Origin of the sequence: Promicromonospora iranensis, assembly GCF_028994805.1 — a bacterium.
GTDB lineage: Bacteria > Actinomycetota > Actinomycetes > Actinomycetales > Cellulomonadaceae > Promicromonospora > Promicromonospora iranensis.
In genome coordinates, this window is the sequence record NZ_JAJQQP010000006.1 from 139,079 (window position 1) to 158,533 (window position 19,455).

The 19,455-nt window shown below is 72.4% G+C and carries 20 protein-coding genes and 1 pseudogene; 15 read left to right on the forward strand and 6 right to left on the reverse strand.

Translation table 11 applies throughout. The features are described 5' to 3' along the window. Positions 1 to 3: 3 nt before the first annotated feature. The 5 genes from LUM46_RS11650 to dprA all read left to right on the forward strand — a co-directional run bounded on the left by LUM46_RS11650 (position 4) and on the right by dprA (position 4,816). The gene (locus tag LUM46_RS11650) at positions 4 to 303 is read left to right on the forward strand and encodes a DUF2469 domain-containing protein (protein ID WP_274994087.1); all 300 of its coding nucleotides are present in this window, start codon (positions 4 to 6) and stop codon (positions 301 to 303) included. 130 nt (positions 304 to 433) lie between these two features. Next, complete coding sequence (locus tag LUM46_RS11655) at positions 434 to 1,321, forward strand: glycoside hydrolase family 16 protein (protein ID WP_274994089.1); 888 nt, start codon at positions 434 to 436, stop codon at positions 1,319 to 1,321. A 201-nt stretch (positions 1,322 to 1,522) separates the two neighbouring features. Next, a complete protein-coding gene (locus LUM46_RS11660) occupies positions 1,523 to 1,954 on the forward strand; it encodes a YraN family protein (protein ID WP_274994092.1) in 432 nt (143 codons plus the stop codon). Beyond that, positions 1,954 to 3,501, forward strand: coding sequence for a YifB family Mg chelatase-like AAA ATPase (locus LUM46_RS11665; RefSeq protein ID WP_274994093.1), 1,548 nt, complete (start codon positions 1,954 to 1,956; stop codon positions 3,499 to 3,501). Before LUM46_RS11660 ends, LUM46_RS11665 begins: the two co-directional genes overlap by 1 nt. After that, positions 3,494 to 4,816 (forward strand): DNA-processing protein DprA, encoded by a 1,323-nt coding sequence (gene dprA / locus LUM46_RS11670; protein WP_274994094.1) that lies wholly within the window; start codon positions 3,494 to 3,496, stop codon positions 4,814 to 4,816. The genes LUM46_RS11665 and dprA overlap by 8 nt, the downstream gene beginning before the upstream one ends. A 56-nt stretch (positions 4,817 to 4,872) precedes the next feature. Here dprA and LUM46_RS11675 read toward each other — a convergent pair whose 3' ends face one another. Further along, the gene (locus LUM46_RS11675) at positions 4,873 to 5,214 is read right to left on the reverse strand and encodes a zinc-binding dehydrogenase (RefSeq protein ID WP_274994095.1); all 342 of its coding nucleotides are present in this window, start codon (positions 5,212 to 5,214) and stop codon (positions 4,873 to 4,875) included. Between the two features lie 89 nt (positions 5,215 to 5,303). Beyond that, positions 5,304 to 5,861 (reverse strand): annotated as a pseudogene (locus LUM46_RS26630) (quinone oxidoreductase family protein); the annotation flags it as partial. A 127-nt stretch (positions 5,862 to 5,988) separates the two neighbouring features. On the opposite strand from LUM46_RS26630, the gene LUM46_RS11680 reads away from it, so the two are divergent. Next, complete coding sequence (locus LUM46_RS11680; RefSeq protein ID WP_274994382.1) at positions 5,989 to 6,897, forward strand: tyrosine recombinase XerC; 909 nt, start codon at positions 5,989 to 5,991, stop codon at positions 6,895 to 6,897. A 19-nt stretch (positions 6,898 to 6,916) separates the two neighbouring features. Here LUM46_RS11680 and LUM46_RS11685 read toward each other — a convergent pair whose 3' ends face one another. Continuing rightward, positions 6,917 to 7,627, reverse strand: a complete 711-nt coding sequence (locus tag LUM46_RS11685) for a M23 family metallopeptidase (RefSeq protein ID WP_274994096.1) — start codon at positions 7,625 to 7,627, stop codon at positions 6,917 to 6,919. Between the two features lie 522 nt (positions 7,628 to 8,149). On the opposite strand from LUM46_RS11685, the gene rpsB reads away from it, so the two are divergent. The 7 genes from rpsB (at position 8,150) to LUM46_RS11720 (ending at position 14,452) form a co-directional block, all read left to right on the forward strand. Beyond that, the gene (gene rpsB, locus LUM46_RS11690; protein ID WP_274994097.1) at positions 8,150 to 9,184 is read left to right on the forward strand and encodes a 30S ribosomal protein S2; all 1,035 of its coding nucleotides are present in this window, start codon (positions 8,150 to 8,152) and stop codon (positions 9,182 to 9,184) included. 105 nt (positions 9,185 to 9,289) lie between these two features. After that, on the forward strand, positions 9,290 to 10,129 hold the full coding sequence (tsf, locus tag LUM46_RS11695) for a translation elongation factor Ts (RefSeq protein ID WP_274994099.1): 840 nt from the start codon (positions 9,290 to 9,292) through the stop codon (positions 10,127 to 10,129). Positions 10,130 to 10,450: 321 nt separating this feature from the next. Next, positions 10,451 to 11,170 carry a UMP kinase gene (pyrH, locus tag LUM46_RS11700; RefSeq protein WP_274994383.1) on the forward strand — a complete coding sequence of 240 codons (720 nt, stop codon included), beginning with the start codon at positions 10,451 to 10,453 and terminating at the stop codon, positions 11,168 to 11,170. Positions 11,171 to 11,293: 123 nt separating this feature from the next. Beyond that, positions 11,294 to 11,851, forward strand: coding sequence for a ribosome recycling factor (gene frr, locus LUM46_RS11705; protein WP_274994100.1), 558 nt, complete (start codon positions 11,294 to 11,296; stop codon positions 11,849 to 11,851). A gap of 50 nt (positions 11,852 to 11,901) precedes the next feature. After that, positions 11,902 to 12,744 carry a phosphatidate cytidylyltransferase gene (locus LUM46_RS11710; RefSeq protein WP_274994101.1) on the forward strand — a complete coding sequence of 281 codons (843 nt, stop codon included), beginning with the start codon at positions 11,902 to 11,904 and terminating at the stop codon, positions 12,742 to 12,744. Next, on the forward strand, positions 12,744 to 13,904 hold the full coding sequence (gene rlmN / locus LUM46_RS11715) for a dual-specificity RNA methyltransferase RlmN (RefSeq protein WP_274994103.1): 1,161 nt from the start codon (positions 12,744 to 12,746) through the stop codon (positions 13,902 to 13,904). The genes LUM46_RS11710 and rlmN overlap by 1 nt, the downstream gene beginning before the upstream one ends. A 5-nt stretch (positions 13,905 to 13,909) precedes the next feature. Then, a complete protein-coding gene (locus LUM46_RS11720; protein WP_274994384.1) occupies positions 13,910 to 14,452 on the forward strand; it encodes a DivIVA domain-containing protein in 543 nt (180 codons plus the stop codon). 113 nt (positions 14,453 to 14,565) lie between these two features. On the opposite strand, the gene LUM46_RS11725 is transcribed toward LUM46_RS11720, so the two are convergent. Further along, positions 14,566 to 14,988 carry a MerR family transcriptional regulator gene (locus LUM46_RS11725; RefSeq protein ID WP_274994104.1) on the reverse strand — a complete coding sequence of 141 codons (423 nt, stop codon included), beginning with the start codon at positions 14,986 to 14,988 and terminating at the stop codon, positions 14,566 to 14,568. 32 nt (positions 14,989 to 15,020) lie between these two features. Between LUM46_RS11725 and LUM46_RS11730 the strand changes: the two genes are divergently transcribed. Then, positions 15,021 to 16,307 (forward strand): MFS transporter, encoded by a 1,287-nt coding sequence (locus LUM46_RS11730; protein WP_274994105.1) that lies wholly within the window; start codon positions 15,021 to 15,023, stop codon positions 16,305 to 16,307. A gap of 92 nt (positions 16,308 to 16,399) precedes the next feature. Here the strand turns inward: LUM46_RS11730 and LUM46_RS11735 are convergent, their stop codons facing one another. Then, on the reverse strand, positions 16,400 to 17,698 hold the full coding sequence (locus LUM46_RS11735) for a hypothetical protein (protein WP_274994106.1): 1,299 nt from the start codon (positions 17,696 to 17,698) through the stop codon (positions 16,400 to 16,402). 154 nt (positions 17,699 to 17,852) lie between these two features. Between LUM46_RS11735 and LUM46_RS11740 the strand changes: the two genes are divergently transcribed. Beyond that, positions 17,853 to 18,125 carry a hypothetical protein gene (locus LUM46_RS11740; protein ID WP_274994107.1) on the forward strand — a complete coding sequence of 91 codons (273 nt, stop codon included), beginning with the start codon at positions 17,853 to 17,855 and terminating at the stop codon, positions 18,123 to 18,125. A gap of 34 nt (positions 18,126 to 18,159) precedes the next feature. Here the strand turns inward: LUM46_RS11740 and LUM46_RS11745 are convergent, their stop codons facing one another. Then, complete coding sequence (locus LUM46_RS11745; protein WP_274994108.1) at positions 18,160 to 19,443, reverse strand: DUF418 domain-containing protein; 1,284 nt, start codon at positions 19,441 to 19,443, stop codon at positions 18,160 to 18,162. Between the last annotated feature and the right edge of the window lie 12 nt (positions 19,444 to 19,455).

The following is a 19,455-nucleotide window of genomic DNA, read 5'->3' on the forward strand; positions in this document are numbered from 1 at the left end:
GTCGTGAGCGCCGAAGACCTCGAGAACTACGAGACCGAGATGGAGCTCGCGCTCTATCGCGAGTACCGCGACGTGGTGGGCCTGTTCTCCTACGTGGTGGAGACCGAGCGCCGGTTCTACCTGGCCAATCAGGTGGACCTGCAGGTGCGGTCCGCAGCGGGTGAGGTGTACTTCGAGCTGCGGCTCGCCGACGCCTGGGTGTGGGACGTCTACCGCTCCGCGCGCTTCGTGAAGTCGGTGCGTGTCGTGACGTTCAAGGACGTGAACGTCGAGGAGCTGTCGAAGGCGGAGCTGGCCCTCTGAGGTCGCCCGTCTGACTCGTTCCCCCGTCCAGGTAAGGGATTCACCCACCATCCGGCCGTTGCCTTGACGGCGCGCTCGCGGAGCGGGCAGCCTCGCAATTGGTAAATATTGATTACCAATGGAGGTAGAGATGCGCATCCCGGCGATCCTTGCGACGACATCCGTAGCGGCCGTGCTCGTCGCCGGGACGGTGGTCCCGGCGGACGCCGCACCGACGGCGGAGCTGTTCGACGACTTCAGCTACAGCGGTCCGGGCGACCCGCTCCTCGCCCAGCGCGGCTGGTACGTCCGTTCCGGCGGTGGCGGCCCGGGGGTGCCGGGCGCGGTGTGGTCGAGGGACCACGTCTCGTTCCCCGCGGCCGACGGCGGCCAGGCGCTGGAGCTCAAGGCGTCCACCGAGGGCCCCGCCGGCGCCACCGTGCAGTCGGAGGTCTCCCACCAGCGCAAGTTCGCCGAGGGCACCTATGCCGCCCGGGTACGTTTCGCGGATGCCCCGGTCAGTGGTCCGGACGGCGACGAGACCGTCCAGAGCTTCTTCACGATCACGCCGCTCGACGCGCCGATGGACCCTGACTACGGCGAGCTCGACTTCGAGTACCTGCCGAACGGCGGCTGGGGTGAGAGCGGTCCGACGCTTTTCATGACCACGTGGGAGACCTACCAGCCCGATCCGTGGCTCGCGGACAACGTCCATGGCACGGTCTCGGCAAGCCTGGACGGTTGGCACGACCTCGTGATCCAGGTCGCCGACGGCCGGGTGACCTACTACCTAGACGGCACCGAGGTGGCCGACCACGGCGACAAGTACTACCCGGAGACGGACATGGCGATCAGCTTCAACCACTGGTTCATCGCCGGTGGCCAGGTCGCCGACCCGACGCCCCGTGACTATGTCGAGCAGGTCGACTACGTCTACTTCGCCCAGGACGAGGTCGTCCCGCCGGCCGAGGTGACCGCCCGGGTCCAGCAGTTCCGGGCCGAGTCGGTGAGCTGGACGGACACCGTCCCGGCCGGCTGACCTGATCAGGGGCGGCCCGGGGCCACCGGCGCCGGGCCGCGCCCAGAAGTCGTCCCGGCTTGCCATGTACCCCCGTGGCGGAGTCCCAGCGGTCCGAGCGCTACGTCGGGCCTGTGGATCGTCGATCTGTGCACAGATGGGCCGCGGACGCCGTCGGACGGTCCACCTCCGTGACCAAGGTTGGTCACGGAGGTGGACGCGATGGCGAAGAAGGACGGCGTGGGCCGGTACGGCGAGCGGGTAGCGCTGCAGCATGTGAGGGCACGCGGCTGGGAGGTGCTCGACACCAACTGGCGGGGCAAGGACGGAGAGCTCGACATCGTCGCGCTCGACGGCGACGTGCTCGTGGTGATCGAAGTCAAGACCCGGTCCGGCCACGGGTTCGGGCACCCGGCAGAGGCGGTCACGCCGCGCAAGCTGGCGCGCATCAAGCGGCTGACGGGGCAGTGGCTCACCGCGTTCCGGGAACGGCTGGCCGCGGCGCGGCTCCAGGAGGAGGCGGCGCCGGGCAGCGCGGTGCCGGTGCTGCCGAACGTGCGGACGCGCTTCGGCGGGATCCGGATCGACGTGGTGGCGGTGACGCTGCAGGCCCAGGGGCGCGCGGTCGTCGAGCACCTCGAGTCGGTGGCCTGATGGGGACGGCGACCACACGGGCGGTCTCGCTCGTGGGGCTGCAGGGGCACGTGGTGGAGGTGCAGGCACACCTCGCGGCGTCGGTCCCCGGGTTCACGCTGGTGGGGCTGCCGGACGCCGCCCTGAGCGAGTCCCGCGACCGGGTCCGGGCGGCGGTGACCAGCACGGGCCTGCAGTGGCCCGTCAAGAAGATCACCGTCAACCTCTCGCCCGCGTCGCTGCGCAAGCAGGGCAGCTCGTACGACCTGGCGATAGCGGTGGCGATCCTGGCCGGTGCCGAGGGGCCGTCGTCCGCGGGCCTGCGGCGGGAGGGGCTGGACCGGGTGGTCCACCTGGGCGAGCTGGGGCTCGACGGGCGGCTGCAGCCGGTGCGCGGGGTGCTGCCCGCTGTCGCGGCGGCGGTGGACGCGGGATACCGGGACGTCGTCGTGGCGGCCGGGGACCGTGACGAGGCGGGCCTGGTGCCGGGCGCCCGGGTGGTGGGCGCGGCGAGCCTGGCCGAGGTGGTGGCACTGCACGGCGGGCCGCACGAGCTGGTGCGGGAGGTGGTGACCGTGCGGCCGACCCGGTCGGCGCTGCCCGCACGGCTGCCGGGCGACCTGGCCGACGTGCTGGGGCAGGAGCGGCCGCGTGCAGCGCTGGAGGTGGCTGCTGCGGGCGGTCACCACCTGCTGCTCGTCGGGCCGCCGGGAGCAGGCAAGACCATGCTGGCGTCCCGCCTCCCGGGGATCCTCCCGGACCTCACCGACCGGGAGGCCGTCGAGGTCACCGCGGTGCACTCCGTGGCGGGCACGTTCGACCCGGGTGGCGGGCTGATCCGTCGGCCGCCGTTCGAGGACCCGCACCACACGGCCACCCCGGCCGCCGTGGTGGGTGGTGGGTCCGGCATCGCTCGCCCGGGCGCGGTGTCGCGGGCCCACCGCGGGATCCTGTTCCTGGACGAGGCCCCGGAATTCGGCGCGCGGGTGCTGGAGACGCTCCGGCAGCCGCTGGAGCAGGGCGAGCTCGTGATCCACCGGTCGGGCGGCGCGGCGCGCTACCCGGCCCGGTTCCAGCTCGTGCTGGCGGCCAACCCCTGCCCCTGCGGCCTCGCTGTGGGCAAGGGGCTGGAGTGCAGCTGCTCGCCGACGGTGCGGCGCCGGTACTTCGCCAGGCTGTCCGGTCCGCTGCTGGACCGCGTGGACGTGCAGGTCGAGGTGCAGCCCGTCGACCGGGTCGAGAGCATGGAGGGCAGCTCCGAGCCGACGTCGGTCGTGGCCGCCCGGGTGCTCGCCGCGCGGGAGGCCGCACGGGCCCGGCTGGCCGACACCCCCTGGTCCACCAACGCGGAGATGCCGGGGCGGTTCCTCCGCGACCTGCTCCGGCCGCACCCCGGTCTGCTCGGCCCGATCGAACGCGCGATGACCGACGGGCGGCTCAGCCTGCGCGGGGTCGACCGGGTCCTGCGGATGGCCTGGACCATCGCGGACCTCGCGGGGCGTGCCGCGCCCACGGTGTCCGACGTCGGCAACGCTCTGCTGCTGCGCACCGGAGGCGACCATGGGTGAGCCGCTCTTCGACCTGCCCCCCACGGGCCTCGGGTTCGACGTGGACGACCCGGTGCTGGCACGGGCGGCGTGGAGCCGCATCGCCGAGCCGGGGGACCCGGTGGCGGGCGCCCTGGTGGGCAACCTCGGCCCGGTCGGTGCGCTGGGCTGGCTGGTGGAGGCTGCCCGGTCCCCGGAGAGAGCGGGGGCGGCGCTCCGGCGGATCGGCGGCGGCCGGGCGCTGGACGACGTGCCGGGCCGCGGGCCGGCGACGTACTCGGGCAGCCGGGCCGACGCCCCCGGCCGCGTGCTCGGGCCTGCTGCCGAGGGCCCTGCCGCCGGGGGAGGAGCGTCAGGCGCGCGAGCGGCGGGCCTGGTCGTGGCCGCCGTGCGGCGCTGGGCGCCGCGGCTCGAACGGCTCGACCCCGAGGGTGAGCTCGCGGTGCTCGACAGGTACGGCGGAACGTTCCTGGCGCCGGACGACCCGCGCTGGCCGGCGGGGTTCGCCGACCTGGGCACCGGCGCGCCGCTGGCCCTGTGGGTGCGTGGTGACCCCGACCTGACCCGGCTGGCGGTGCGCTCGGTGTCGCTGGTCGGCTCCCGTGCCTGCACCGACTACGGCATCCGTGTGACGCGGACCCTGGCGTGCGGCCTGGCCGACCGCGGGTTCACCGTCGTCTCGGGCGGCGCCCACGGCATCGACGCGGAGGCGCACCGGGGCGCGCTGGTGTCGGGGTCACCGACCGTGGCCTTTCTTGCGGGAGGTGTCGACCGCCTCTATCCCGCGAGCAACACCGACCTGCTGCGGCGGGCCATGGAGCGGGGCGCCGTGGTGAGCGAGGTGCCGCCGGGATCGGTCCCGGGCAAGCAGCGGTTCCTCAAGCGCAACCGGCTGATCGCGGCACTCACGTCGGGCACGGTGGTCGTCGAGGCGTCCCTCCGGTCCGGTGCGTTGTCCACGGCCAACCACGCCGCGACGCTGCTGAGGCCGCTGGGCGCGGTGCCGGGTCCGGTCACCTCGATGGCGTCCGCCGGCTGCCACGAGCTGCTGCGGCGCGGCGCGGCCGTGTGCGTCACGGATGCGGCGGACGCCGCCGAGCTGGTGGGCGACCTGGGCGAGAGCGCGCCGGAACGCCGGGGCGAGACCCGGCCCGGCGACGACCTCGACGCCGCAGGCAAGGCCGTGCTGGACGCGCTACCCGTACGGAAGGCGGCGCACGAACGCTCGATCGCCCGGGCGGCGGGACTCGCGCTCGGCGACACGACGGGTGCGCTCGGGCTGCTGGAGCTCATGGGTCTCGCCGAGCAGAAGGACGGAGGCTGGCGCAGACGCTGACGAGGAGCCGCCGTGCACGGCCGCGGAGCCCGCCCCCGGGCAGGCTCCGCGGCCGGTCAGCGCGTCGGGTCGAGCAGGAGCTTGCCGACGGTCCCGCGCGAGCGCAGCGCCTCGTGGGCAGCGCGGGCGTCGGACAGTGCGTACTCGCCGCCCGCCACGACGCGGAGCTCGCCCGACCGTGCGAGGTCGAACAGCTCGGCCAGGGCGGTGCCGTAGAGGTCGCCGGGCAGGCGGAACACGTGGGGCAGCCACATGCCGGTGACGGTGGTGCTGTGGCCGAGGAGGTTGCGCAGATCGATGGGCATGGGCGGCTTGCGGCCGGCCATGCCGTAGAAGACCAGCCGGCCGAAGGGCGCCAGCGCCGCGACGCTCTGGTCGGTGGTGGTGCCGCCGACCATGTCGAGCACGATGTCGACGCGGCGCCGTTGGCGTCGAGCAGGGTCGCTGTCATGTCGTCCGCGCGGGAGTCGACGGCGACGTCGGCCCCGAGCTCGAGGGCCAGGGTGCGCTTCTCGTCGCTGCTCGCCGTCGCGACGACGCGTCCGGCGCCCCAGGCCTTGGCCAGCTGCACGGCTATCGTGCCGACGCCGCCGGCCGCGGCGTGCACGACCACCGACTCACCGGGCTCGAGGTGGGCGTTCTTGCGCAGCAGGATCCAGGCCGTGGTGCCCTGCACCAGCATGGAGAGCGCGGTGAGATCGTCCACGTCGTCGGGCACGGGGAAGGTCATGGCCTCGTCGGCGACGGCGCGTTCGGCGTATCCGCCACCACCGGTCAGGAGAGCGACGACGCGCCTGCCGTCCTGCGTGCGCCCGACGACCTCGCCGCCCGGGACGAACGGCAGCGTGGTCGGAGTCTGGTACGAGTTCTCCACCTGGTGCGTGTCGGCGTAGTTCAGGCCGATCCGCGAGACGTCGATCAGTACCTGTCCCGGCCCTGGTGCCGGTTCGGGCACCTCGACGGGCGCGAGCACCTCGGGCCCGCCGAACTCGGTCACCTGTACAGCACGCATCGTGACGTCCTCCTGTGCTCGTCCGACCGTCATACTCGCAGAACCGGGTGGGTACGGGCGAAAAATGCGGCGCGCCTTCTTCGTCGCACAGCGGGGGAGTTGCACACTGGCAAACGTGGACCTTACCGACCTGTCCGGCTTGCCTCGGCTGCCCGAGCAGATGTCTGATGCCGTGTCCCGGTTCGGCAGCTACCTCGACGCGCAGCGTGGGCACTCCGCCCACACGCGGCGCGCCTACGTGGCGGACGTGACCGACCTTCTCCGGTACGCGATGCGACACGGCACCACGCGGCTCGACGCCATCGATCTCACGCTGCTGCGCGGCTGGCTCGCGTCGCAGTCCGACCGCGGGCTCGCCCGTTCCACGCTGGCCCGCCGAGGCGCCTCCGCCCGTGCGTTCCTGCGCTGGGCGCACCGTTCGGGGCTGGTGCCCGTCGATCCGTCGGCCCGCCTCGCGAGTCCCAAGGTGCCGCGCACCCTGCCCACCGTGCTCGACGTCGACGCGGCAGGCCGCCTGCTCGACAGCGCCCGGGCCGCGGCGGAGGAGGCGGACGAGGCGAACCGGCCGGTGGCACTGCGCTCGTGGGTCGCCGCGGAGCTGCTGTACGGCGCGGGCATCCGGGTGGGCGAGCTGGTGTCCGTCGATGTCGGGCACGTGGACGCCAGGGACCGGCTCGTGCGGGTGCTCGGCAAGGGCGGCAAGGAGCGTGTGGTGCCGTTCGGCATCCCGGCGGCGCGTGCGGTGGAGGCCTGGCTGGCCGACGGCCGACCCGAGCTGGCGACCGCTACGACCGGCGACGCGCTGCTCGTGGGCGAGCGGGGCGGCCGCTGGGGCCAGCGTCAGGTGCGCGAGGCGGTGCACCGTCTCGCGGCGCAGGCCGGCGTCGAGGACGTCGCGCCGCACGCGCTCCGGCACTCCGCCGCCACCCACCTGCTGCAGGGCGGCTCGGACCTGCGCGCGGTGCAGGAGGTGCTGGGGCACGCGAACCTCGCGACGACCCAGCGCTACACGCACGTGGACGCGGAGCGGCTGCGCAGCGTCTACGCCCAGGCGTTCCCGCGCGCGTGACGCGACCGTCCCGGGCGGCTCAGCGGTCCGGCAGGAGCACGATCGGCGGGCGGTCCAGGAGCGACAGCGGGTCGATGTAGCGTTCGCCCCGCCGGACACCCCAGTGCACGCAGGACCGGGGCGCGCAGTGGTTCGGCGGCGTGCCGCCGTCGGTACCGCCGCCCTCGACGACGCCGATCGCGGCCCCGGCGACGACGGTGGTCCCGACCGGCACCGAGACGGTCACCGGCTCCAGGCTGGTGCGCAGGCCGTCCGGGTGCGTGACCACCACGACCCCGCGCCGTGCCACCTGTCCGGCGAAGGTCACGACACCCGCCCCGGGGGAGAGGACCTGGGCGCCGGCAGCGGCGACCAGGTCCACGCCGCGGTGCCCGGGTCCCCATTCCTGCTCGGGCGGGTCGAACAGGCGCTCCACGCCCGACGGCGGGTCCACGCCCGCGACGGGCGGTACGTACCCGGTCGCTACCGGCGGAGGCCCGGCGTCGACCGGCGCAGGTCCCGTGCCGATACCCGCCCGCAGCTCGACGGCCGACCCGGTACCCACCGCGATGTCGGGCCCGGTGCGCACCGCGGCCGCCGGCACAACAACTGCGGGCGCAGCTGCCGCGGGCGCAACGACGGGGCCGGCGACCAGGGCGATCGTGACCAGCACGGCCAGCAGTGCGGTGGAGGGCCGGCCGAGCACACGGCCGTGCGGGGGCCCGGGAGGACGTGCGGCAAGAGATCTCATGCCGCGAGCATTCCCCGATGCCGGGGGCCCGGGGCGCGCACGGATCCCCGCTGTGCACGGAGGCCCGCACGGCCCGGCTGTGGTCGCGCTCGCTTCCAGGAGGGGCCGTCGCGAGGGTCTCGGCGTCGCTCCGAGGAGCCTCCCGGGCCGGGCCGGGACAGGCCCCGCCGGACGAGCGGGCGACGTCACAGTCGCGGCACGACCGCCGGGTCCTCGGTGCAAGGGCAGGTCGGGTAGACTTCCACCCGCGACCGGCATGCGCTCCCGAACCGGCAGACGGACAGCCTGGCTGACCGTTGGCCAGGCAGGGGGAGCACCCGATCGACAACGCGCGTCACAGCAAGTCACGTCCGGCAGCGGTCCGGCCCACTGGGTCGGCGTCGGGCACGACGTGGCGCCAGGGGCACCGAAGCAATGCGGTGCCGATCCAACCCAACCGCGGCCCGGGCTGTCAGCCTGGTGCCGCCTGAAATGTGTGCGGAGGACCCGAGTCGATCTCGGGCCGCACCGAAAGGACGTGTCATGGCCGTCGTGTCCATGCGCCAGCTCCTCGAGAGCGGTGTCCACTTCGGACACCAGACCCGCCGTTGGAACCCGAAGATGAAGCGGTTCATCTTCACGGAGCGCAACGGCATCTACATCGTCGACCTGCAGCAGTCGCTGCACTTCATCGACAACGCCTACGACTTCGTCAAGGAGACGGTCGCCCACGGCGGCTCGATCCTCTTCGTCGGCACCAAGAAGCAGGCCCAGGAGCCGGTGGCCGAGCAGGCCGCCCGTGTCGGGATGCCCTACGTGAACCACCGCTGGCTCGGCGGCATGCTCACGAACTTCACCACCGTGCACAAGCGCCTTCAGCGGATGAAGGAGCTCGAGGAGATCGACTTCGACGACGTGGCCGCCTCCGGCCTGACGAAGAAGGAGCTCCTGGTCCTGCGCCGCGAGAAGGACAAGCTCGCGCGCACGCTCGGCGGTATCCGTGACATGGCCAAGGTTCCCTCGGCCGTCTGGATCGTCGACACGAACAAGGAGCACCTCGCAGTGGACGAGGCCCGCAAGCTGGGCATCCCCGTCGTCGCGATCCTCGACACCAACTGCGACCCCGACATGGTCGACTACGCGATCCCGGGCAACGACGACGCGATCCGTTCCGTCACGCTGCTCACCCGCGTGATCGCGGACGCCGCCGCCGAGGGCCTCATGCAGCGCCACTCGGGTGGTAGCAAGACCGGTGCCGAGACCGAGGTCGCCGCCGAGCCCCTGGCCGAGTGGGAGCGCGAGCTCCTGGCCGGTTCCGAGGGCACCGTGGAGGCTCCGGCCGAGACGAGCGAGGGCACCGTTGCCGCGGCGTCCGCCGAGGCCGCTGAGGCCGCCACCCCGGCCGCTCCCGCCGAGGTCGTCGAGGCCGCGGAGGCGGTCGAGGCTGCTCCCGCCGCCGCGCCCGAGGTCACCGCACCCGCCGACGAGGCTCCGGCCGCCGCCCCCGAGGCGACCGAGGCCGCCGCCGCGGTCGCTCCCGAGGCCGCTGAGGCCGCTGAGGCCGAGACCGAGAAGTGACGTGCTGCGCTGGCCGGGTCCGGTTCGTCCGGACCCGGTCAGCGCGCCGCCCCTCGGGTCGCACGACCTCCCACGAACAACACGACTGCACGGAGGACCAGAACAATGGCGAACTACACCGCCGCTGACATCAAGGCGCTGCGTGAGCGGACCGGCGCCGGCATGCTCGACGTCAAGAAGGCACTGGACGCTGCCGACGGCGACGCCGAGAAGGCCATCGAGATCATCCGCACCAAGGGCCTCGCCCGCGCCGCCAAGCGTGAGGGCAACACCGCCTCCGAGGGCCTCGTGGCCGTCAAGGTCGAGGACACCGCGGCCGGCCAGGTCGCCACGATGATCGAGCTGAACGCCGAGACCGACTTCGTCGTCAAGAACGAGAAGTTCATCTCGCTGGCCGAGGCCGTGCTCGAGGCAGCGGCCGCCGCCGGCGCCTCCGACGAGGTGGCGGCCACCGCCGCCCCGTCCGCCGAGGGCACCGTCGCCGACCTCATCGCCGCACAGGGCGCCACGCTGGGCGAGAAGATCGTCCTGCGCCGCGTCGCGCGGGTCGAGGGCCCCAAGGTCACGACCTACCTGCACAAGACGGCCAAGGACCTGCCGCCGTCGATCGGTGTCCTCGTCGTCACCGACGAGGCGGGCGCCCCGGTCGCCAAGGACGTCGCGCAGCACGTCGCGGCGATGGCCCCGAAGTACCTCACGCGTGAGGACGTCCCGGCGGACGTCGTCGAGAAGGAGCGTGCCATCGCTCTGGAGACCTCGAAGAACGAGGGCAAGCCGGAGGCCGCGCTGCCCAAGATCGTCGAGGGTCGCCTGAACGGCTTCTTCAAGGAGGTCGTGCTCGTCGACCAGCCGCTGGCCAAGGACCCGAAGACCACGGTCGGCAAGCACGTTGCCGCCGTGAACGGCTCCCTGACCGCGTTCGTGCGTTTCCGCGTCGGTTCCTGACGCAGCTTGGTCGGCCCGGTCCGCGCTTCGGCGCGGGCCGGGCCGACCCGTACGCGGGTCGGCCACTTCTCCACGTGCCGGCTCGCACACCGGGCTCCGTCAGGGGCACGGTAGGACTTCGATGCATCTGATGCGGTCTAGAGCCAGACGGGCTCGAGACCGCACCAGGGGTCTCGAGGTCGACCCGGACGCCTCTGCCGCGCGCAGAGGTGTGTTGCCCGCGAGTCGGGCAGTATTCCGGGAGAGCCAGTTTCCCGGTAGTGACGACCGAAGGGTGACGGACCAGTGAGCGACGAGGCGACCCAGGACTTCGCGGTGGACATGGAGGGCAAGCCGGCCCGGCGTGTGCTCCTGAAGCTGTCGGGCGAGGCGTTCGGCGGCGGCAGCGTAGGGCTCGATGCCGACGTGGTCCGGCGCATCGCGAAGGAGATCGGTGTAGCGGTGCGCGACGGCGTGCAGGTCGCCATCGTCGTCGGCGGGGGGAACTTCTTCCGCGGCGCCGAGCTGAGCGTCGCGGGCATGGACCGTGCCCGTGCCGACTACATGGGCATGCTCGGCACGGTCATGAACTGCCTGGCCCTCCAGGACTTCCTGGAGCAGGCAGGCGTCAAGACTCGCGTGCAGACCGCCATCACCATGGGGCAGGTCGCCGAGCCGTACATCCCGCTGCGCGCGATCCGGCACATGGAGAAGGGCCGCGTCGTCATCTTCGGCGCCGGCGCCGGCATGCCGTACTTCTCCACCGACACCGTCTCGGTGCAGCGCGCGCTGGAGACGCACTGCGAGCAGGTCGTCATGGGCAAGAACGGCGTCGACGGCGTCTACGACTCCGACCCGCGCCGCAACCCTGACGCGAAGAAGCTCGACCACCTCACGTACACCGACGCTCTCGTGAACCGACTCGGCGTCATGGACGACACGGCGCTGGCCATGTGCCGCGACAACAACGTCGAGATGCGCGTGTTCGGCATGGAGGGCGAGGGCAACGTGACCCGCGCGCTGGCCGGCGAGCCGATCGGTACGCTGATCACGTCACGCTGATCACCTCGTGCCGAGCAGTGCGCGCCCCGGCGAGTCCCGGGAAACGCGCGAACCTTTCGGTAGCCGGGCGAAGTGTCCGTAGAGTGGCCCCGGCACCACCCGTAGACGAATGAAGGAGCAGTGGTGATCGACGAGACCCTCCTCGAGGCCGAGGAAAAGATGGAGAAGGCGATCGAGGTCGCCAAGGAAGACTTCGCGGGTATCCGTACCGGTCGCGCCAACGCGGGGATGTTCAGCAAGATCACCGTCGACTACTACGGTGCGCCGACGCCGCTGCAGCAGCTGGCGTCGTTCAACATCCCCGACGCCCGCACCGTGATGGTCGCCCCGTTCGACAAGAGCTCGCTGCCGGCCGTCGAGAAGGCGCTGCGCGACTCCGACCTGGGCGTGAACCCCGCGACCGACGGCAACGTCGTCCGCGTCGTGCTGCCCTCCCTCACCCAGGAGCGCCGCCGCGACTACGTGAAGCTCGCCAAGACCAAGGCCGAGGAGGCGCGCGTCTCGGTGCGCAACATCCGGCGCAAGGCCAAGGACGAGCTGGACCGCGTGGTCAAGGACGGCGAGGCCGGCGAGGACGAGGTCGCCCGCGCGGAGAAGGAGCTGGACAAGCTCACCAAGAGCCACGTCGAGGTCATCGACCAGCTGCTCTCCAGCAAGGAGAGCGAGCTGCTCGAGGTCTGATGTCCGCACCGCCTCGAGACAGAACAGAGCTAGACGATGCGCACACCGCCGTGAGCCCCGAGCCCGAGCCCGTACCGGCCCCGAAGCAGTCGCGCGCAGGCCGCAACCTTCCTGCAGCGATCCTGGTCGGCGTCGGCCTGCTCGGTGTCGTCGGTGCGTCGTTGTACTGGCGACCGGAGCCGTTCGTCCTCTTCGTGGTCCTGCTGCTGTGGGCAGGGCTGTGGGAGCTGCGCCAGGCGTTCGCGCGCCGTGACCTGCGCCTGCCGATGGTGCCCCTGTTCGTGGGGACCGCCGGCATGGTCGTCTCCGCCTACCGGGGCGGCGCGGAGGCGTTGTTCGTCGCCTTCGTGCTGACGGTGGCGGCTGCGGTGGTCTGGCGCGCGCTCGACGGTTCCGGGCTCAGTGCCGTACGCGACTCCGCGGCGGCGGTCTTCGCCGCCGCCTACGTCCCGTTCCTGGCCGGCTTCGTCGTCCTCATGCTGGCGCAGCCCGACGGCGAGATCCGCGTCGTCCTGTTCGTCCTCCTGGCGGTCGCCAACGACACGGGCGGCTACATCGCGGGAGTCATGCTGGGCCGGCACCCGCTCGCTCCGACCGTGAGCCCCAAGAAGTCGTGGGAGGGCCTGGCCGGCTCGATCGTGCTCGCCACGGTGGTGGGCGTGCTCGGGGCGGTCTACGGGCTGGGCGAGAGCCCGATCCTCGGGATCGCGCTCGGCGTCATGACCGCCATCACGGCAACTGTGGGCGATCTCGCGGAATCGCTGCTCAAGCGTGACCTAGAATTGAAGGACATGGGCTCATTGCTCCCGGGGCACGGGGGCGTGCTGGATCGCCTCGATTCGATGATCATCACAGCGCCCTTCGTCTATCTTGTGCTCTCGGTGGTTGCCTGATGAAAACTCCCCTCGCCCAGCCGACCGTCCGGCCTTCGGACGAGACCCCTGCTATCCCGCTCCAGATGGCGCCGAAGCGCCGCGGCAAGCCGCCGAAGCACTTCGCCGACCTCACTCCCGAGGAGCGAGTGGCCTCCGTCGTCGAGGCGGGTGAGCCGGCGTTCCGGGCCAAGCAGCTCGCCACGCACTACTTCACGCACTACACGAGCGACCCGGCGAAGATGACCGATCTCCCGGCGAAGTCCCGGGACGCCCTCGCGACGACCATGTTCCCCGAGCTGATGCGGCCGACGCGCAAGCTCGAGGCGGACGGCGGCACCACGGTCAAGACGCTCTGGCACCTGTTCGACGAGGCCAAGGTCGAGTCGGTCCTGATGCGCTACCCGCAGCGCACCACGCTCTGCGTCTCGAGCCAGGCGGGCTGCGGCATGGCCTGCCCGTTCTGCGCCACGGGCCAGCTCGGCCTGACGCGCAACCTCTCGACGGCGGAGATCCTGGAGCAGGTCCGCGCGGCGTTCCGCTCGCTGGCCGACGGCGAGATCCCCGGCGGTGTCACCCGGCTGAACAACCTGGTGTTCATGGGCATGGGCGAGCCGCTCGCGAACTACAAGGCAGTGATCGAGACGGTGCGGGCGCTGGTGGCGCCCCAGCCGGAGGGCTTCGGCATGTCGGCCCGCAACATCACCGTCTCCACGGTGGGCCTGGTCCCGGCGATGCAGAAGCTCACCAAGGAGGGCATCCCGGTGACGCTCGCACTCTCGCTGCACGCGCCCGACGACGACCTGCGCTCCGAGCTGGTGCCGATCAACACGCGCTGGAGCGTCGACGAGACCCTCGACACCGCGCGGAACTACTTCGAGGTGACCGGCCGTCGCGTGTCCATCGAGTACGCGCTGATCAAGGACATGAACGACCACGGCTGGCGGGCCGACCTGCTGGGCGAGAAGCTCAACGCCCGCGGGCGCGGCTGGGTGCACGTGAACCCGATCCCGCTCAACCCCACGCCCGGTTCGATCTGGACCGCGAGCGACCGTGAGGTCGAGGACGAGTTTGTGGCACGATTGCGCGGTCACGGGATCCCGACCACGATCCGTGATACCCGCGGGAGCGATATCGACGGGGCCTGCGGGCAGCTTGCGGCTGAGGAGGACGACGAGTGAGTGGGATGTTCAACAGCGTTCCCGCGCTGCGCACCGGGTACGACAAGGACGAGGTCGACGAGTTCTTCGAGCACGCACGGCAGGCGTACGAGGGACGTACCGCGGACCGGCTGACGAGTGCCGACATCCAGGCGTCCACGTTCGACCTGACCCGTGGTGGGTACAACACCCACGAGGTCGACGCGGCGCTCGACCGGCTCGAAGCGGCGTTCATCGCCCGGCAGCGCGCGGAGTACGCGGCGGCGCACGGCCAGCAGGCCTGGATGAACGCGCTCGCAGAGCGCGCACGGTCGCTCTACGGACGGCTGGGCCGGCCTGACGGCGAGAAGTTCGCGCCCGCGGACCGCGGCTCACAGGGTTACGACAAGGACGACGTCGACGACCTGTGCGACCGGCTCATCGGGTACTTCGACCGCCAGGAGCCGCTGACGGCCGGCGACATCCGGTCCGCCACGTTCGGGCGCGCCCGCGGTGCGGACGCCTACGACGAGGCCTCGGTGGACGCGTTCCTCAGCCGCGCGGTGGAGGTCCTGCTCGGGGTCGAGTGACCCCACGCGGAGGTAGAACTCTGGCGAGGTAGAACCGTGGCAGCACGGTTCTACCTCGCCACAGTTCTACCTCGCGACAGGGAGTGAGGCGCCCGGCACCCACCCGCACCGGGTCAGACGGCGGTCGCGGGCTCCCGCTCCTCGCGCAGCAGGACCTCGTGCTGCGTCGCCGTCAGGAAGTTGCGGATCGAGTCCCGGCTCCTGGTGAGGCAGTCGATGCGTGCCTGGACGCCGACCAGCTCCGTCGCGAGCTGTTCGGCCACCTCGCGGGGGCACGTCGGCTCGTCGCGGGCCGCGGCGTCCTCGGTGTCGAGCAGCACCTTGACCAGCCGCGTCGGGATGCCGGCCTGGACCAGGCCCGCCACGCGGGACACGCGCTCGACGTGGGCCTCGGTATAGGTGCGGTACCCGTTGGGCGCGCGGTCCGCCTCGAGCAGGTCCTGCTGCTCGTAGTAGCGGATCAGACGCGGTGTGACACCGGTTCGCGCGGCCAGCTCGCCGATCTTCATGGGCGCCTCCGAGCGCAGACTTGACATTGACATCAGTGTCAAACTCTAGCGTTGCCGACATGGAGACAACAGGTATGACACCAGGCCAGCCGGTCGCCGTCGAACCACCCCCGAGCGGGCTCCCCGTGGCGCCGTCCGCTGACGTGCTGCCCTGGCCCTCGCTGCTCGTGCTGGGCGCCGGCACGCTCCTCATGGTCACCGCCGAGATGCTGCCGACGGCGGTGCTCGAGCAGATGAGCACCGGCCTGGGCGTCGCCGAGTCGAGCACCGGCATGCTGGTCTCGCTGTGGGCAGCGGTGGTCGTGGTGCTCAGCTTCCCGCTGGTCCGGCTGACGCGTGGCCGTGACCGCCGTGCGGTGATCGCCGGTGGGCTGGCGGTCCTCGCCCTCTCGTCGGCCCTCACGGCCCTCGCCCCCACGTTCCAGCTCGCCGTCGGCGCGCGGATCCTCGGCGCGTCCGCCGTGGGGCTGCTGTGGGCCACCACCAACGCGCACGTCGCCGACCTGGTCTCCGACCGTCTGCTCGGGCGCGCGGTCGCCGTGGTGCTGGGCGGGGCGACCCTCGGGATGGTGGTGGGCACGCCGCTGGCCCGGCTGGTCGCCGACGCCGCCGGGTGGCGGGCCGCGTTCTGGGCCCTCGCGGTCCTCGGCGTGCTGAGTGCCGTCGCGGTGCGGCTGGTCGTCGCCCGTGCGGCAGTCCCGGCAGCCGCGGCCCTGGTCACCTCGACGGGAGCCGGTGAGCCGACGGCGGGTGGCCCGGCGCCGGGCTCGGGCGGCCCGACGGGCGTGGCCCGGCGCGGCATGGGGCAGCTGCTGACGGTGACCGCGCTCGTCGCGCTGGTCCTGGTGGGTCACTACGGCGCGTACACCTACATCACGCGCCTCACGGAGGTGCCGGCCGACGCGCTGCCGGGCGGGATGAGCGCGCTGCTGCTGGTGTTCGGGCTGGCCTCCGCGGTGGGCGTCGCCCTGGCGGGCCGCCTCGGCGACCGGACCGGGTCTGCGCTCGTCGTCAGCGTGGCCGCGACCGCGCTCACCGTGCTCGCGCTCGGCGTCGTCGACACCAGCCCCGCGGTGGGGATCGCCGTGGTCGTGGCGTGGGGGGTCGTGTCGGGCGGCATGCCGCCCTTCGCCCAGACGCTGATCCTGCGGCTGGCCGGACCCGAGCGGCGCTCGTTCGCGGGTGCGCTGATCCCGGTGCTGTTCAACGGCGGTATCGCCGTCGGGGCCGCGCTGGCGTCGTGGGTCGTGGCCGGCGAAGGCGTGACGGCGCTGCCGCTGCTCGGTGCGGTGGTGGTCGGCGTCGCGGCGGCAGGCCTGGCGGTGTCGCTCCGCCGCGCGGTGTGACGTGCCCGGGGTGGTGCTCCGGCGCGACGCGCGCGGGAGCACCACCCCGTTCTCGACGTTGCCGGGTCATGTTGCCGGGTCACGTCGCTGGGTCAGCAGGCGGGAGCCACCGGGCTGGACGAGCCGGTGTTGACGTAGGCGTCCGAGACCCAGTTGCCCGGCCCGATCCGGTTCCACAGGTCGGTGGTGCCGTAGGTCCCGGTCACCGTCGTGCCGCGCGCGGTGCACTCGATCACCACGTTCGCGTGGTTGCCGGCCTGTCCGACGGCGGCCTTGCCGGTGCCCGGCCCGGAACGCACGGTGAGCGGGCCGCCGCTGGTGCGGACGACCCCCTTCGGGCCGGACCCGGTCCAGAGGTAGGTCACGGTGGTCCAGGCGTTGTCCGTCAGCCCGACGCCGTCCCAGAAGGTGCCGTCCCCGAGGTCGATCCCGGCGGGGTTGGCGACCCGGCGGCCGAACCCGTCGAGCCCGCCGTTGTAGCCGTCCTGGTGGGCGGCCTGGGCCTGCGGGCGGCCCTGGGGCAGGTCGGCCCACGACTGGCGCGTCCCCGCGTCGTTCCAGTAGTCGTCGGTGGTGTTCCACGGACCGACGTCCCAGACCGGGGCGTACGCGCAGCGCCCGGTGCGCTCGGCGCAGACCCGCACCGAGTAGCTGCCCGAGCTCTTCGAGGACAGCCCGCGCCGGGAGGGCAGCGCGACGAAGTGGTCCCGGGACGTGATGACGTGCCCGTTGGCGGTGGTTCCGCCCACCAGGCCCTCGCGGGTGGCGAAGACGCGGTACGTGTCCGCGGCGGCGGTCGGAGCGGCCTCCAGCTCCGCCTCCTGCAGCGACTGTGCCCGGGGGGCCTCGGGCGTGAGCGTCACCTCCCGCACGGCCGGGCTCGTGCCGTCCTCGCCGAGGAGCGTGACACGCGCCTGGACCGTCTCGGACGGGGCGGGGAGCGGCGAACCGGCGGGTACCCACTCGGTCCAGGAGTCGGGGCCCTGGTCGGCGAGCCGGCCGCGGACGTCGATCAGCACGGAGGTGCCGGCCGGCGCGGTGGCGTCGACGTCGGCGGCGACGACGCTCGCGGGGGAGTCGAGGTCCGTCGGCTCGGCGACCAGCTGGCCGGACGTCTCCTGGTGCGCGCCGGAGCCGGAGCCCGGGCCGGTGTCGCCGGCGGTGTCCAGGCGGAGCGCACCGTCGGCGTGGCGCACCCCGGCGTCGTCGTCGGTCCGAGCGGTGAGGTCGACGGACCAGGCCTGTGCGGCAGGGCCGGGCCCCGAGCCGTTGCCCGAGCCAGTTGCGTGGCCGACCGCCGCGACGGCCGTGCCCGAGGCGATCACGAGGGCGCACGTGGTGGCGGCGAGCAGCGCGGCGCTGCGCCGGGTCTTGCGTACCTGGGTCAGCATGTGCTGAATCTATGCGTCGTGGTATTTCACCCGCGAGGGGAAGAGGGTGAAATCTCGGGATGTCGGTTCTTCGGCACGGGTACCCGGGCAGCACGCAAGGTGGTGCATGATCGGGGGAGCACCCAGAGCAGCTGTGACGAGCAAGGAGAACCACGTGTCCGAGTTCCTGGCCGACAAGCCCGGCAAGTACGACCTCGACGGCGACGGCATCCCCGACGTCGAGGTGGCAGACACCGACGGCGACGGCGTGGTGGACGCCCAGTTCGAGGACTACGACGCCGACGGCGTCCCCGACGTCGAGCTGCACGACACCACCGGTGACGGGCGGCCCGACGTCGTCGTGGAGACCGCCGGCGGCACGCGGACGATCTCCGTGGACACCGACGGCGACGGCGAGGACGACGCCGTGGACTCGTTCCCGGCCTGAGCCGGCGGGTCCGCCCACGGCTCGCGCCGGAGGGCTAAGCCTTGACCGGTGCCTGCGCCGGCCGGCCGTAGACCAGCCGGCGCAGCAGCACCTCCGCCGGGCCGCGCCGCCCCGTGCGCTCCTGCCAGACGGCGAACAGCACGGTGAGCCCCCACACGACCACCGCGAACACCAGCATGCTCCATGAGGTCAGGTGCTGGCCGAGGCCGAAGCCCCAGGCGGCGAGGATCGGGGCGCACAGCACCGACTGCAGCAGGTAGGACGTGAGCGAACGCTTGCCGACCGCCTGGACCGCGCCGACGAAGGGGCCGTCCGTGACGAGCAGGTTGCGCGACGGCGTACCCGTGCGGCGCTGCGCGACCCGGTGGCCGATCAGGCCGAACAGGGCGACGTAGCCGAGGCCGCCGAAGAAGCCGGTCAGGAACTGCACCGGGTAGAAGACGATGGCGGCGTGGTCCGGCACGTCGATGAAGCCGACGTGGTCGAACGCGGACGGCAGCGGCCCCAGCCAGCCGATCGTGATGCCGACCACGGCGACCCGCCGCAGCAGCGGCAGGTGCTCGCCCGGGTTCTCCAGGATCCGGCGCCGGCCGGCCCAGAACGCGAGCAGCAGCATCATCGGTACGACCAGGACGAGCAGCCCCTGGAGCACCGTGCCGAGCGACCAGTAGCCCAGACGCTCGGCGATGGAGTCGAGGTAGGACGTCTGCTCCATGGACGCGGTGTCGGGGGCGAAGCTGCCTGCGATGCTCTGCGCCTCCGGGTGGTCCGCGGGCAGCTGGGCCAGGAACCACCCGCCGACCACGGAGAACGCCGTGCCGATCGTCAGCAGGCCACCGAACACCCACGTCCAGACGATGAGAGTGACGTCCTTGGCCTGGAAGAAGAGCCACACCATGATCAGGCCGGCGAGCCCGTAGGCGCCGAGCACGTCGCCCATCCAGAGCAGCGCCGCGTGCACGAACCCGAAGACGAGCAGCCAGACGTTCCGCTTCTGCAGGAGCTTGCGGGCCGCCTTCTCGGCGGTTCCGGAGGCCACCTGACGGTTGTAGAGCTGCATCATGCCGTAGCCGAACAGGAACGCGAACATCGGGTAGGTCCGCAGGTCCACGACGGTGATGATGAGGAAGTCGACCGCCTTGTCGACGGTCGAACCGTCGACCGGGTGCGACGCGCCGGGGTTCATCTCCCGGCCCCACAGGTAGTAGGGCGTGTTCGCGATGGCGATCAGCAGCAGCATGAAGCCGCGCGCGAGGTCGGGCGCGGGCGAGCGCTCAGCGGCCTGGACGGGACCCCTGGTCAGGGCGGTGGTGGGCATGGGTCCATCTCA